Source organism: Pseudosulfitobacter sp. SM2401 (assembly GCF_042932805.1).
Taxonomy (GTDB): domain Bacteria; phylum Pseudomonadota; class Alphaproteobacteria; order Rhodobacterales; family Rhodobacteraceae; genus Ascidiaceihabitans.
In genome coordinates this window covers 3,025,499-3,040,056 of the sequence record NZ_CP170633.1, presented here as the reverse complement: position 1 = coordinate 3,040,056, position 14,558 = coordinate 3,025,499, and the positions used below count along the sequence as shown (strand labels likewise).

The window sequence follows — 14,558 nt, the reverse complement described above, 5'->3', positions numbered from 1 at the left end:
AAAGCATACATGGATATCTTCCTAAGTACACAGACTTGAACGATCTGCACAAAAACATGGATCCCTGAGCATGTTTCATACCAACCGTCCACGGTTATGAACGTTTCATCATAAACCGCATTTGGAGCTAAAAATGAAATCTCTCGTATCTGCTATCGCCGTCGTCTCGGCGTTGTTTGTTTCTCAGGCGTCTGCTCAGGACGTGGCAAGCTTGAACGATCTGGAATTTGCGCACATCGCGTACACGGCCGATAACATCGATATCCGCTATGCGCATTTGGCCTTGGCGATTTCCACCAATCCCGAAATCCACGCATTTGCCAACACGATGATCAGCGACCACACGGCTGTGAACGCGGCCGCATTGGGGCTTTTGGACAAGCTGGGCGCGACCGCGCAAGACAACTTTTTCAGTCAGGCGTTAAACGAAGGCGCAGAGGAAATCATCGATGATTTTTCAAAACTGCGCGGCGCTGAATTTGACGTAGCCTACGCGGCGAACGAATTGGCGTACCACCGGACAGTCAATGGTTTGGTCGAAAACACGATGATCCCAAACATCGAAAACGACGAAGTCCGCGCGCTGTTTCAGCAGGGGCTCGAAATTTTCAAAGCGCACGAAGGCCATGCAGAAATGATGGTCAAAGCGGTCAACAAATGATGGCCAAAGTCACCAGACGTGACGCAGTTTTGGGGGCGGTCGCATTCGCGGTTGTCCCCATGGGCGCAGCTGCACTCGGGTCGTCCAAAGTTCATAATATCCAAATCCAAGGCTTCGCGTTTGTGCCGGATATTGTTCGGGTTCAGGTCGGCGATATCATCAGATGGACGAACGAAGACCTCGCACCTCACACTGCGACAGCCGATGAATTTGGCTGGGACACCGCAGCCCTAAGTCAGGGTGCCAGCAGTGAAATCACGGTCACACAAGATATGGAAACCAGCTATTTCTGCGTCTTTCACCCGCACATGAAAGCGACCATCGAAATCGGATAACTGCGAGGCGGCTTTGATCGCAGAAAGGCTGTGATCTGACGTCAAACTTGCCCCATGTCACAAACCGCTTACACTGATCGTATCCAAGGAAATCGATATTCACCCAAAGAAGGATTCGCTCATGTCCATCACGCTTAACCGTCGTGCATTTCTGGCAAGCACCGCTGGTTTCATCGCGCTGCATCCGTTTTCGGCAAACGCTGCGACCAATCAGGCGCACCTGCGGATTATGGAAACCACTGACCTGCACGTGCATGTTTTTCCTTATGATTATTACGCTGACAAGCCACGTGATACGGTAGGTTTGGCGCGCACCGCATCGCTGATCAAAGGCATCCGCGACGAGGCCACGAATTCGCTGCTGATCGACAATGGCGACTTTTTGCAGGGCAATCCGATGGGGGACTACATCGCCTACGAACGCGGCATGAAAGACGGCGATATTCATCCGGTGATCGCGGCGATGAACACGCTGGGCTTTGATGCCTCGACCTTGGGCAATCACGAATTCAACTACGGTTTGGACTTTCTGATGAAGTCGCTGGCCGGCGCGAATTTCCCTGTTGTGAATGCAAATATCGCGCTGGAATTGGGCAGCGATCCGACCAAAGACAAAACGCTGATCCCGCCCTATGTCATTCTGGATCATCAAGTCACGGACGGGTCTGGCGCGACCCATGACATCAAAGTTGGGCTGATCGGTTTCGTGCCGCCGCAAGTCATGGGGTGGGATCGTCGCCACCTCGAAGGTAACGTGCAGGCGCGCGACATTCTGGAAACTGCCAAGGCGTATTTGCCGCAAATGAAAGAGCAAGGTGCTGACGTAATCATCGCCTTGTCCCATTCCGGCATTGGCGATGCTGATGCATCCGATGGCATGGAAAACGCGTCAGTCCCACTGGCGGGGATGGACGGCATCGACGCCATTCTGACCGGTCACAGCCACCTGGTTTTCCCGTCCCCGGGGTACGCTGATTTTGCCGGCGTCGATGTGGACGCGGGCACGCTGATGGGCACCCCTGCTTGCATGGGTGGGTTCTGGGGCAGCCACATGGGCCTTATCGATTTGCTGATCGAAAAAGACGGCAATGAATGGCGCGTTGTGTCGGCGCAATCCGAGGCGCGCCCGATTTCCAAACGCAACGAGGATCGCTCGACCACGGCACTGGTGGACAGTGACGAAACCGTGCTGTCATCGGTTCAGCAAGAACATGATGAAACGCTGGAATACATCCGCCGCGCCGTGGGGAAAACCGACGCGCCGTTGCACAGCTATTTTGCGCTGGTGGCCGATGATCCGTCGGTTCAAATCGTATCGATCGCGCAGCTTTGGTATATCGAACAGATGATGAAAGGCACCGAGCACGAAGGCTTGCCGATCTTGTCAGCCGCCGCACCGTTCAAGGCGGGTGGCCGTGGTGGACCAGAGTATTTCACCGACGTGCCAAAAGGCGACGTGGCGATCAAAAACGTCTCGGATTTGTACCTTTATCCAAATACCGCGCGCGCCGTGAGGGTGACGGGCCAACAGGTCAAAGACTGGCTGGAACGTTCTGCCGGCATGTTCAACCAGGTCGAACCGGGCGCGCAGGATGTTGTGCTGCTGAACCCCAGTTTTCCCAGCTACAACTTTGATGTGATCGACGGGGTGACCTATCAAATCGACCTGTCCCAACCATCGAAATACGACCCCAAAGGCGTGCTGCTGGACGCGGATGCATCCCGGATCGTAGACCTGCAATTCGACGGTGCACCGCTGGACATGACCGCAGAATTCATCATCGCGACGAACAACTATCGCGCAGGTGGCGGCGGCAGTTTTCCCGGTGCGACGCCCGAAACAACAGTCTTTGAGGGCCCGGATACCAACCGCGACGTGATCGTACGCTACATCGTTGAACAAGGGACAATCAGCCCGCGCGCCGACGGAAACTGGTCGTTTAAACCGATGGCCGGAACCAGCGTTTTGTTCGACACAGGCCCCGCTGCATCTGCCTATTTGGATCAAGTGAACGCAAATATCGAAGCTGCTGGTGACGGGCCAGATGGCTTTGCGCGGTTCCGTATCACGCTGTAAACGAACGCAGAATTTCAGGATGAGTGTGAACAGGGGCAGGGTGATCCGCCCCTGTTCATTTTCCAAAATTCGGATGCATGGGGATCAGAGCGCTATTTACCCAAGTACAGTTTTGACGGCTTTTGCTGTCGCTGCAACCACGGTATCAACCTGTTCTCGCGTCAAGCAAAACGGCGGGGCAAAGCCAAGAATGTCGCCTTGTGGCATCGCGCGTGCGATGACTTTGTCCTGGGCCAAAAGGGTTGCGGAAATCTGTGGGCCGATTTTGTCAGCCGCGTCAAAGAACGTGCGACTGTCTTTGTCTTTTACGAACTCGACAGCACACAGCATGCCCTCGCCACGGATGTCGCCCACATGCGGATGATCGCCAAGCGCGTCTTGCATGGACGTGTTCAGATATGCGCCGACGTCGCCTGCATTGCGCACCAGATCGAGCTGGTCAATCAGCTTGAGGTTTGCAACGCCCGCAGCCGCCCCAATCGGGTGCGCCGAATAGGTCCAGCCATGCCCGATGGGCCCGTTTTCGTCGGTGCCTTGTTCCAGAACTTTCCAGACTTTGTCGCTGATGATTGACCCTGACAGCGGCGCGTAGGCCGATGTCAGGCCCTTGGCGATTGTGATAATATCCGCTTCGATCCCGTAGTGATCAGAGCCGAACATGGTGCCGAGGCGGCCAAAACCCGTGACTACTTCGTCTGCGACCAACAGGATGTCATGCTTTTTCAACACGGCCTGAATCGCGACCCAATAGCCAGCAGGCGGCGGTACGATGCCGCCGGTGCCCAAAATCGGCTCGCCAATAAAGGCGGCAATCGTGTCGGCCCCTTCGCGCGCAATCTGTTCTTCAAGGGCGCTCACACAATGGGCCACGAACTGCTCTTCGGTCTGATCAAGATTGTCACGACGAAAGAAATACGGGGCCTCGGTGTGGATAACGTTGTTTAACGGCAGATCGAACTTTTTGTGAAACAGCTCTAGCCCCGTCAGCGATCCTGTCACCAAACCGGACCCGTGATAGCCACGCCAGCGGCTGATGATCTTTTTCTTTTCCGGGCGGCCAAGGATGTTGTTGTAATACCAGATTAATTTGACGTTGGTTTCGTTGGCATCCGATCCGCCAAGGCCAAAATAGACCTTGGACATGTTCGATGGCGCGCGATCAAGGATCATCTTGGACAGTGTGATCGAAGCCTCAGTGCCGTGCCCGACGTAAGAATGATAATACGCCAACTCGCGGGCTTGATCGGCAATCGCTTCGGCGATTTCTTGGCGACCATACCCGACATTCACGCAGTAAAGTCCCGCGAACGCATCAAGCAGTCGAACGCCATTTCGGTCTTCGATGTGAACGCCGCTTGCGGTCTTGATGACGCGACTTGGGCTTTCGCCACGCGCATGCTGAGCGAGATGGGTCGAGGGGTGGAAAAAGTTGTCACGATCCCATTGATCAAGTTGGTCGTTCTTCAGCATGTCATGACTCCTTTTGGTATTTCAGGCGACGCTATTTGAATTTTGGAAACACTACCATGGGCAGACGCGCGTCTCTTTGAAGCGCGTGCATTTATGAGCGGCGACAAATACATCATCCATGCCCATCCTTTTGGCGCATCGATGAAACTAACCAAACGATCCGCTGAAGATGCTGATGTAGGACGCGTCAAGGCGCTGGTGTGGGATGACGAGATCAAAGGCTTTGGCCTGCGCGTTTATCCATCCGGCAAGAAAACCAATGCCTTGTCCAATCCGGCAACGTGGTGGGGTGAATGTAAGACCAGCTTTTTCAACGCCTTCTTTGACAGTAACCTCAGTGCAAATATTGCTTACGATATAAGGCGCATTGCGATGCCCAAGGTTTCAGGTTGCCCAAAAATTTTAAGTCTGCGTTGTGTTACTTACTCAACCACTTCCACCTGAATCGGGATTTTCATTGTAGTAGAAGTTCTTGATATTGCGTTGCGCGGCATGGCGACTGGGTTGTTCTTGATCTGCATTTTGGTAATGAGCGCTGATCGCATCGCGGTGTCAGCGAAACTTGGGTCTTTCTTAACGGCCATTACCTTTTTGGCACGGATATGGAGCATCTGACCGCCCGGATTTGAAATGTGTCCGTCGTCATATAAAGTTGGACGTCAGCGCGATTTGAGTGCCGGAGGCTCTGGTTCGTTTGTGTGATTGATTATGCTGCTTGTTTTTGATGTTGCAAGCGACGTTGTCCACTGGCCGGCAGGGTTATGCGTAGCATGATCCCGAGAGGGGGGATCGTCTGTTTCTTGATCTTTTCCCTTTCTCTGAGAATGGCTTTATCGCGGCCAAAGTAGACGTCGGCGGGTGTGAAGTTGTTCAGGCTCTCGTGGTAGCGTTGATTGTTGTCGTAATCGACGAAGGTCTCGATCTGTCGTTCGAGATCGCCTGGCAGATAGTCGTTTTCTAGCAGAACACGGTTTTTCATGGTCTGCTGCCCGCGTTCCACTGCCCGGCAGGGTATTGCGCAGCAATGCACGAGAGGGGATTTTACCTTGGGTCTGTGGGTGGAACGGTGCGCCACGAACGTGCGTTATGTTTTGCTTTTCCAGCCACTCGGCCAAGTCGCCAGAGATGTAACAGGAGCCGTTGTCACTGAGTAGACGTGGCTTGTGGCGCACAACTGCCTGGTCGCAACCGGACGCGGTCAACGCCAGCTCGATAGTGTCCGTCACATCACCAGCACGCATGTTGGTGCAGAGCTTCCATCCCTCTCGGGACATTGCTGCGCAATACCCTGCCGGGCAGAGGAGATGATGTAGCGGCTGTAATCATCCAAGATCGTGCTGAGATAGTACCAACCCCAGCCAATAATCTTGAAGTAGGTGAAGTCGGTCTGCCCCTTGCCCGACAGGAGCATCTCGTTGATTGCTGTAGTTTTGTCTGTGAACTCATCTGCCGCTTTGATGACGACATAATCGGGTGCAGTGATCAGATCAGCAGCTTTCAATATGCGGTAAGCCGATGGTTCAGAGATAAAATACCGCTTCTCATCCGTGTATTTGATGGCAAGTTCGCGTGTCGACAACGCCTCGTGCTCCAACGCAAAGCAATCGATGAGAGGCGGCGATAAAAAGTATTGCGCGGAATGCGCGGCATATCGAGGGTCTGCTTAACCCCCTCACGACAGATTGCTTTGCAATCGTCTGCCGGGCAATGGGCAGATGCGAACCCTCGACGGTGCGGATGATCTCCAGTTTCTCCGAGGCCGCCCTCTCGGCAGATTTGGCTGAGCCAAATCGCCTGCCGGGTAATAGATATCTCATTCCTCGTATCCCCCACTGCCTGTCATGCTTTTTTGAGCAGGCGGTTCTCAAGCGTCAGATCAACTACGCATTCTTTCAGCGCCAACGACTCCGAACGCAGGTCTTTCACCTCTGGTGAGGTGGCTTGACCCGCTCTTACAAAGACAAAGAAGGACAATGGCAAAGCACGACCAGCTACGGCCATGCTGATCTGCTCAATATAGCCAAGTCGGCAGAACGCGCGGAAAATTGGATCGCGAGGCAGTCAAATGCGGACAAATGATGCGCCCGACCAAAACCCAGTTCGGCCCCAAAACCTAAGCTGTCCCGCCGGAGGCACCAATCAGGCCAAACAATCCACCAAACGCACCCCAAGGGGGGTGGTAGTAGCACCCCCCTCTGGAAATACACGCACCATTCCAGACATGACCATTTTACATAAAGGCTTTGATACCATTGCTTTGTCGATCAAGGCGGCGTTGACGCCAGAGTTCCTAGATTACCTTGAAACCGAACAGACCCGCGCCAAAGCTGACAATGCATCCGTGTTGTGCCGATATGGCGACGTTCAGTTCCACCTCAAGCACCACGGCGGGACCGGATACCAATTCCTGCTTGACGGTGGCCCCGACGGCGCGTCATGGGCCTTTAAGCGCCCTCACCCCAAAGACCCATGGGGCGTCCGCATCAATATCGGCTCAAGGCACCTCGCGTTGTATGGACTAGGCCGTGCCAAGGCGCATGTTGAGGACACGCTGGCCGCTTGGGGTATCCGCTTCCAAGCCGATGACGTCAGTATCGCCCGCGTCGATTTCTGCGTTGATGTGTTTGCACCGTCGTTCACGTTACAACCGGAACATTTTGTCATGCACAGTGGCACCGGTCGGCGTGATTACATCACCGACACGGACAAAGCCGTGAACGGCAAGTCAGGGCGCACCACATCCGTCACCTTGGGCAAAATGCCAAACCGCCAAGTCATTGTGTACGACAAACGCGCCGAAGTGATTGCGCGCTCCAAAACCTATTGGTGGGCGATCTGGAACGATACGTTACGTAAGCAAAACCTGCCGCCCCTACGTTATGTAACAGTACGTAGGGAGAGTGGGCCTGACGCCTCCCCCGTTACGTTACCTTATGTAGAGAACGCGGATCATTTCATCGACGCCACACAGCCGGACATAAGCCGTGTATGGCGGGTCGAATTTCGGGCGGGCAAAGCCTATCTAAAAGACACATGGGGCATCCGCACTTGGGGGCAATTGTTCGATCTGTTCGGTGACCTGATACAGCAAACGGGCGAAACCGTGCGCTACACCGCACCCAATAATGATCCCAACCGCAGCCGTTGGCCGAACCATCTGATTTGGGCAAAGGTGATTGCTGAAATGAACGATGACTTACTGGAAATGCACAGTGGAGCAGACCCGAACCCGATCAAAGAAGTTCATAGAGAAGCCCATATCAGCATGATTACGCAGCAGGTTTTGGGGCTAAACATAACGTTAGCTGCGTTGAACGATGTTGGTTTCGAAGGGCTGAATCAATTGATCGAGAAGACAGGGAATGATCTGAAAAGCATGGTTTTGAACAATCCGGAAAAAGCCGGAAAACAACTAGATGATGCTAAGAACCGATATGTTTTTATGACTTGATGAAGTGATCCTAAAAAGCACGCAAAAGCACGTAATAGTACAACATTTATGGTGCATTTACGTACTTTCGTGAACATGATTTTGCACGCTTTTGCACGGAAATGTCCGGACTATTACTGACAAAGCCTGCCGATATATATGACGTTTCGGGCGGAAAGCAGACTTTCGCTGCAGGCGCAAAATCCGCAATAAGTTTGGTAATTCTCAGCCCTAGCTGAATACTATTAAACCCATTTGGCAACCATCGCTTTCAGTTTGTCCGGACTGAAAGGTTTGGTTAGTACATCATTCATTCCGCTTCGAATGCACTTTTCGCGATCGCCAACCATGGCATTTGCCGTCAAAGCTACGATTGGTGTCTGGATACTCTGATCTATTGCCTCCAGATTGCGAATAGACTGCGTCGCCTGGTAGCCATCCAAAACAGGCATGTGGCAGTCCATGAAAACGATGTCAAAATTCTGACCTCTGGCACACTCAATAGCTTTCTGCCCGTTTTCTGCCAACGTAAACTTTCGCACACCAATCTTTTCAAAAACTTTTTGTGCAAATAGTAAATTGATAGGGTCATCCTCAACCAGAAGAACGTTCGTTTCAGAAAGTTCTTGTTCGGTCATGATTTTTTTTGAACGACGTAAAGGTCTTCTCTGTTCAATCGGATCCTTGAAACTAATCGGGATCTTGACCCAAAAAACCGAGCCCTTTCCTTGAGTACTCTCAACACCAATCTCGCCGCCAAGAAAGGTTGTCAGCTCGTGACAGATAGCCAGCCCCAACCCTGTACCACCGTATTTTCGTGTAACGGTCATGTCCGCCTGCGAGAATTTTTCAAACACTCTCGCTTGTTTGTTCGGTGAAATGCCAACTCCACTATCACCAACTTGAACGCTCAAAATTCCGACTTCGTTTTCGCACTGGATGCCGATCTTTACTCTCACGCCACCTTCTGACGTGAACTTTACTGCATTGCTGATTAGGTTGGTAATGATTTGGCAGATTTTGATGGAATCTCCATTGAACAAAGGGATGTCATCATTGTTCTCAAAGTCCAGCGTTATGCCTTTTTTCTCAGCAATTGGTCGAAATAAGTCCACCATATCTGAAATATTTCGGGTAATATCAACCTGAACTACATCCAACTCCAGGCCACCGGCTTCGATTTTGGAAATGTCTAACACATCATTCAAAGTCGACAGCAAACGGCGACCTGATTGATGAATAGCATGTAGTAGTTTCCGCTCGCTTTTGGATGTGGCGTCCTCAAGTAGAAGGTCGGTGATGCCTAATACACCCGTCATCGGGGTGCGCAGTTCATGGCTCATATTTGCTAGAAAACTCGACTTTGCAGCGTTGGCTGCATCTGCGTCGTCTCGCGCTGCTACCAGTTCGTTACGTGTGTTCAACAGCGCATTGCGGCTGTCCCCAAAACACGCGACCAACAAACCAATTTCATCTAAACCCTCGGCGGGTAAGGGTGCATTGTAATTCCCTTTTTTGAGTTCCTGTGCAGCCCCCGTAAGTGCCTTGACAGGCCAAACTATGACATACTTCAGCGCCAAGATCATAAGCAGTAGCATCACAGAAAGAGCCGCGATGAAGACGGTCAAAAGATATCTAATCTGATTCTGGAACCTATGTATTTGCTCACTCAGATCATAGACTAGGATGATTTCGCCAATGCTCTCGTTGCCGGCTGTGATTTCTTTCCGCAATACACGGACAAGAGAACTTGGTTTTGGAATCTCTTTGACAACAAGTGGGTAAAGCGATTTGCCATGAATATTCAAGACCTGAAGGTCAATCCAATTGGAGTTTCCCTGTTTTACCAGATCAAGCGTATCGTAAATATTTGACAACTGATTTTGCAAAAGAAGCGGTACAATACCTTCGGCCACTGAACTCAATGTTTGTTCGACTTGAACTGTCGCATTCTCGATTGAAATTTTGGTCGTTGACGGAAGCCAAGCGAAATATACAAACGCCGAAAACATCACGTTCACTGAAAGGACTGGAAAGAACAGCTTGGTAGAGATTGAATCCCATCTAAGGAGTTTCATGTTAGTCAGCCGCAAACTGTTCCAGACCCAAGTCTGACAATGTCATGTAATCTTCGAAGGACGCGGCAACCGCTTCTCGCATTGGTATATCGTCTGTTAGAGTGGGCATTGTTTGTGAAATGTCGATGATTGATTTCTTGATTTTGTCACGTAGTAACGGATCAATGCGCGGATGAACGGCAATTGGATGAGCGTTCACTTTTTGGGTGCGGTACAAAATCTTTAACTGATCTCCAATTTGAGGTTTTTCACCGTTCAATGACCGCTCGATACCGCCGCCAGCTAGGGTAATCTCTTTGAAAACATGCAGGTACACCGAGTTGTGAGTGGTTACATATTTGGGAACGACCTGGACGCCGTGCAGCATTGCAAGTTCAGTGCGCATCAACAGGGACGCCCCAAGTGCGTTGGGTGACGGAAACGCAACTTCACGGCCATCCAATTCGACGATGGATTCAATGCCTGAATCTTTGCGCACTACAAGAACACCTTGCAGCATTTTGCTACCCGAACGCACAATCGGAACGTATCCTTCGACGTCCGCAGCAACAACAAAATGATACGGGTTGAGATATACAAAATCGAACAGCCCAGATTTGAATTGAGTTTCAAATTCGGGAATATTCGCCGATCCAACAAGCGTGTAAGAGCATTGCGTTCGATCACCCAGCTCAGCCAGAAACGGCGTCCAAGCCGTCAAGATGTGCCGTTGTTGGAATTGGGGGACAACCCCAACAAATATCTCGCATTCATCCGCATAGGCAGCTGAACCTGCCGCAATTCCAAGGCTCATGAACGCTAAGGTAGATTTTATGAATTTGATCATTGTACGACCCTTGTGTGCAAAAAAAGTAAATTAGATGTGAACCAGGGTGACAGCTTGCAAGCGGGTTCGAACACCGATCTTGCGATATATGTCCGTGACGCTTTTCGCGATGTGGTTTGTGCGAATTTTTAATTCTCCAGAGATCTCCGCATTGCTCAAGCCAAGCTTCATCAGACCCAATATTTCTTTTTCAAGATTCGACAATGAATCCATCAGAATATCCGTTTCTCGCATTGCGAATGTATTTTCATCGGTTTTCGGGAGATAGCTCTCTCCATCCAAAAGCGTTTGCACAGCTTCCAGCAATTCATTTGCGGGCATTCTTTTGGAGAGATACCCTTTCATACCCATTTTCAGTGCAATACTCACATCTTCCCGGCGTGCATTTGCGGATAATAATGCAACTGGGTTCCCGTCACTTGCAGACACAATTTCCGCGTGATCTTGTACGGTGCTGGCGTCAGGAAGTTTTAGATCCACTAGTGTCAAATCATATGCTCCATTTTCCGCGATCAACGCGAGGGCTTCAGATTTTGTCTTGCAACCAGTGGGGTGGAAATCTTCGCGTTGACGAAGGAAAGAGCATAGAACGTCTTGAACCATCGCTTGGTCCTCAACGATGAGGATTTGGGATTGCATGGTGAAGACCTTTAATTGGTTGATGGGAGCGTTTCGAGACGACCACTCACCTATCAAGCTAAAAATTTCAATTTAAAAACAATATCCTATGCTAAGTTCCCCACAATCAATACTTTAGTATAGTCCTGCTATCCCTAAAATAACTTTCCTGATAGTTTCGCTGAACGTATGCTTGTGTGTGAATGCGAAGGTGTGAATCTACACAATATTCGGATCACCAGAGGCTACAAAAGCCCGTAAACTTGAGGCAGAAACATTGCAAAAATTTATCGATAAGGCTGTACTAGAGACGGCCGAGCAAATGCTTGGGAAACACAAACTACGAGCGGTTATCAAGTCTACGTTTCAGGTTTTGAATCGGGATTTGCTGCAAATTTTCGAATTGAAAATCGGCGACGATACGGAGCAGATTGCGAATAAAATTCATCAAGCTAACGGGCCATGTGCAATCTTTGGAGCTACTGTTCTTTCTGATTGGTTGTCTGATTTGGAAAATAATTTGCGGGGCAACATTCCGTATTTGGCAGCAGAAAAAATCGACTATATTCGAACCTTAGCTCAATTAACCGAGAGAGAGCTCTTTTTTCAAACTGGAAACCTCTTTCAGAGAAACTGGCACTTTCTGTTTGGAAGATAGGTTGGAGGAGAGTTTTTGTTGTTCCGCTTGCAATTAGACGTGCTTCTTATACCGCTTATCAAGCACCGCGATAACCTAGTTAGAATCTGGCTGCGAAGAACTGAAAAGCTCCGCTAGTCTTGGGTCCACTCAATATTCGGTTGCGGCTGTCCAACGAACATCGGCGATTACGGCCCGCGCGGCGACATCAAAGCGAGCTGCGAATGGCGGCTTTGGGCCGGAAATACCCTCACCGATTGCGGGAATGTCTCCGCGCTGTTTGGAATCACATAACAACCATCGTACGTCAGTTTAGCTTTGTGGCACTAAAAGCACTCGCTAATTTATCAATCCCGTTGCTTCCGTATTGCTTCCGGAAAGAAAGCGTGCGTTCATCCACTATCGTTCTTGGTGACTAAGTAATTGTAAATAAAAAATAAAATGGCGATCCCTCGAGGACTCGAACCCCGAACCTGCTGATTAGAAGTCAGCTGCTCTATCCAGTTGAGCTAAGGGACCGCTGAGCCTGTTTGTCCGTTATCGATATGTGTTTGGCAAGGGCAGAAGCTGTGTGAACGTTCTAAATGAGGCGGGTCATGAATGTGCTGTGTGGATCGAGGGCGTAGTCACCGAACGGCGCGCAATTCTCAAATCCATAGGTCGCGTAAAGAGCGCGCGCGGCGGTGAATTCGGGTGCGGTTCCGGTTTCCAGGCTCATGCGAGATAACCCGTCTTGTTTTGCGCGGGCCAGCAAGGCGTCTAGTATTTTGCGGGCAGCGCCTTGGCCTCTGGCTTCGGCCGCGGTGTGCATGGACTTCAATTCGCCATGCCTGGGCGCGATGGTTTTGAACGCACCAATTGCCAAAAGAACACCTGCTTTGCGTAGGCCTAACATGACGACGCCGGCATCTGCGACAGTGTCGGGGGCCATGACACGGCAGCTTTCTTCGGGGGAAGTCGCGCGCATGAGATCGAAATGGCGTTGCAAAAGCGCACGCACATCACCTGCATCAGCAGATACTTCTGTGAGGGCTAGTGGGTCCACGCGCCGCGACGCCCAGTGGCAAAATTTTCGCCATAGCCGCCCATTCGAATGTTTGGCTTGCGCTTGTTGGGCTCTTGAATCTGCGCATCGATCCCGTTGTCACGGGCGTAATCCATCGCGGCTTCTTTGGTGTCAAAGGACATGCGTACTTGGCTTTGTGTATCGCTGGAAGATGTCCAGCCCATCAACGGATCAACCGCGCGGGCGGAGTCTGGGGCAAATTCCAGCACCCAACCTTTGGTCTTGGCTGTGCCAGAGGACATTGCGGTTTTAGCAGGTTGAAAGATGCGTGCGCGCATAAGATCGGCTCCGGTAAAAAGACTAGCATTTCTATGCCATGGTGTAGGCCACAAGATCAAGGCCACAGCAGCGTGATTGAATATGACACGAGCACAAAGGGATAGGTTAAATGGGCGTTTGCCCTGCCAACCTGTTAAGTGTCATAAAACGGCACAATCACTAAAGTAGCGTGAAGATGACCAAATCAGACCCAAAAGCGAAAAAGAATTTGCCATTTCGACGCCCACAACGCGCGGGTGAAGAAACGTGGGCAACCCACATTATTCGAGAAACCGAGAATTACGTTCTCGAGGGGTACATCTATGCGACGCGCCGTCTGATCATCACGTTTGAATATGCATCGCAAAACCCTAAACGCGGGGATGTTTTTCGCCATGGTTGGGGCGCAAAACGGTTTCGCGCGCAACGAATGTCCCATATTTGCGTCAAGCCAAAAGCGTCGGATTGGTACCGCAATCCTGACCTCGCTGCCGCGTTAACTGACCTGCGTGAACAAGGCGTGTTCGATCAGTTCGAGACGATCATTACCTACGGTGGCTCAATGGGTGGTTTTGCGGCCCTTGCTTATGCGGATCTTGTGCAAGCAACGACTGTTTTGGCGTTGAACCCCCAAACCACGCTGGATTTGACAAAAGTACCTTGGGAAACGCGGTTTGAAGAGGCGCAATTGCAGGATTGGACTGGCCCTTATTCGGATGCTGTTGGTCTTTGTGGCAATGCCAAACAAGTGCTCTGCGTGTATGACCCGTTCACAACCAGGGACGCAGCACATGTTGCCCGACTTGAGCAACCAAATTTGATCCACGTCAGGGCACCATTTCTCGGGCATGGGATCGCAGAGCCGCTGAGCGAATTGGGCTTGCTGTGGCGCTTGATGACGTGGGCAAAAAACGACGAAATGGATTTGTTGTGTTTTCATCAAGTGCTACGTGCGCGCAAAAAACTGCCGCGTTACCTTGGGCTCTTGGCGCGTCAAAAGCGCGTGCAGAATAGCCCGAAACTAGGCACCATTGTGTTGAATGCCTTAGAAGAACTAGATCAGGATTGATCTGGTCATGCTGACAGTTTTTGTCAGTAACAG

At 51.0% G+C, this 14,558-nt stretch carries 13 protein-coding genes, 1 tRNA gene and 1 pseudogene; 7 read left to right on the top strand and 8 right to left on the bottom strand.

Translation table 11 applies throughout. The annotated features are described in order from the left end of the window. Positions 1-133: 133 nt before the first annotated feature. The 3 genes from ACFIO0_RS14940 (at position 134) to ACFIO0_RS14930 (ending at position 3,073) form a co-directional block, all read left to right on the top strand. A complete protein-coding gene (locus ACFIO0_RS14940) occupies positions 134-661 on the top strand; it encodes a DUF4142 domain-containing protein (RefSeq protein WP_390911196.1) in 528 nt (175 codons plus the stop codon). Next, entirely contained in the window at positions 658-996 is a 339-nt protein-coding gene (locus ACFIO0_RS14935; RefSeq protein ID WP_390911195.1) for a plastocyanin/azurin family copper-binding protein, read from the top strand. The genes ACFIO0_RS14940 and ACFIO0_RS14935 overlap by 4 nt, the downstream gene beginning before the upstream one ends. Positions 997-1,117: 121 nt before the next feature. Next, positions 1,118-3,073: a bifunctional 2',3'-cyclic-nucleotide 2'-phosphodiesterase/3'-nucleotidase gene (locus ACFIO0_RS14930; protein ID WP_390911194.1), complete on the top strand. Its 1,956-nt coding sequence runs from the start codon at positions 1,118-1,120 to the stop codon at positions 3,071-3,073. Between the two features lie 96 nt (positions 3,074-3,169). Here ACFIO0_RS14930 and ACFIO0_RS14925 read toward each other — a convergent pair whose 3' ends face one another. Beyond that, on the bottom strand, positions 3,170-4,543 hold the full coding sequence (locus ACFIO0_RS14925; protein ID WP_390911193.1) for an aminotransferase: 1,374 nt from the start codon (positions 4,541-4,543) through the stop codon (positions 3,170-3,172). A 93-nt stretch (positions 4,544-4,636) separates the two neighbouring features. On the opposite strand from ACFIO0_RS14925, the gene ACFIO0_RS14920 reads away from it, so the two are divergent. Further along, positions 4,637-4,987: a hypothetical protein gene (locus tag ACFIO0_RS14920; protein ID WP_390911192.1), complete on the top strand. Its 351-nt coding sequence runs from the start codon at positions 4,637-4,639 to the stop codon at positions 4,985-4,987. Positions 4,988-5,249: 262 nt separating this feature from the next. Here the strand turns inward: ACFIO0_RS14920 and ACFIO0_RS14915 are convergent. Next, positions 5,250-6,493, bottom strand: a pseudogene (locus tag ACFIO0_RS14915) (transposase); the annotation flags it as partial. A 271-nt stretch (positions 6,494-6,764) separates the two neighbouring features. On the opposite strand from ACFIO0_RS14915, the gene ACFIO0_RS14910 reads away from it, so the two are divergent. Further along, positions 6,765-7,994 carry a hypothetical protein gene (locus tag ACFIO0_RS14910; protein WP_390911191.1) on the top strand — a complete coding sequence of 410 codons (1,230 nt, stop codon included), beginning with the start codon at positions 6,765-6,767 and terminating at the stop codon, positions 7,992-7,994. A 224-nt stretch (positions 7,995-8,218) separates the two neighbouring features. On the opposite strand, the gene ACFIO0_RS14905 is transcribed toward ACFIO0_RS14910, so the two are convergent. From ACFIO0_RS14905 to ACFIO0_RS14895, 3 genes are read right to left on the bottom strand one after another with little or no spacing between them, the layout of a single operon-like run. Further along, complete coding sequence (locus tag ACFIO0_RS14905) at positions 8,219-10,051, bottom strand: ATP-binding protein (protein WP_390911190.1); 1,833 nt, start codon at positions 10,049-10,051, stop codon at positions 8,219-8,221. A 1-nt stretch (position 10,052) separates the two neighbouring features. Beyond that, a complete protein-coding gene (locus ACFIO0_RS14900) occupies positions 10,053-10,877 on the bottom strand; it encodes a PhnD/SsuA/transferrin family substrate-binding protein (RefSeq protein WP_390911189.1) in 825 nt (274 codons plus the stop codon). 30 nt (positions 10,878-10,907) lie between these two features. Continuing rightward, complete coding sequence (locus tag ACFIO0_RS14895) at positions 10,908-11,516, bottom strand: response regulator (protein WP_390911188.1); 609 nt, start codon at positions 11,514-11,516, stop codon at positions 10,908-10,910. Between the two features lie 256 nt (positions 11,517-11,772). On the opposite strand from ACFIO0_RS14895, the gene ACFIO0_RS14890 reads away from it, so the two are divergent. Continuing rightward, positions 11,773-12,153: a hypothetical protein gene (locus tag ACFIO0_RS14890; protein ID WP_390911187.1), complete on the top strand. Its 381-nt coding sequence runs from the start codon at positions 11,773-11,775 to the stop codon at positions 12,151-12,153. 421 nt (positions 12,154-12,574) lie between these two features. Here the strand turns inward: ACFIO0_RS14890 and ACFIO0_RS14885 are convergent. The 3 genes from ACFIO0_RS14885 to ACFIO0_RS14875 form a co-directional block, all read right to left on the bottom strand. After that, positions 12,575-12,651, bottom strand: a tRNA-Arg gene (locus ACFIO0_RS14885). A gap of 61 nt (positions 12,652-12,712) precedes the next feature. Continuing rightward, entirely contained in the window at positions 12,713-13,177 is a 465-nt protein-coding gene (locus ACFIO0_RS14880; RefSeq protein ID WP_390911186.1) for a GNAT family N-acetyltransferase, read from the bottom strand. Further along, the gene (locus tag ACFIO0_RS14875) at positions 13,165-13,476 is read right to left on the bottom strand and encodes an NADH dehydrogenase ubiquinone Fe-S protein 4 (protein ID WP_390911185.1); all 312 of its coding nucleotides are present in this window, start codon (positions 13,474-13,476) and stop codon (positions 13,165-13,167) included. The genes ACFIO0_RS14880 and ACFIO0_RS14875 overlap by 13 nt, the downstream gene beginning before the upstream one ends. A gap of 176 nt (positions 13,477-13,652) precedes the next feature. On the opposite strand from ACFIO0_RS14875, the gene ACFIO0_RS14870 reads away from it, so the two are divergent. Further along, positions 13,653-14,525 (top strand): hypothetical protein, encoded by an 873-nt coding sequence (locus tag ACFIO0_RS14870; RefSeq protein WP_390911184.1) that lies wholly within the window; start codon positions 13,653-13,655, stop codon positions 14,523-14,525. The last annotated feature ends 33 nt before the right edge of the window (positions 14,526-14,558 follow it).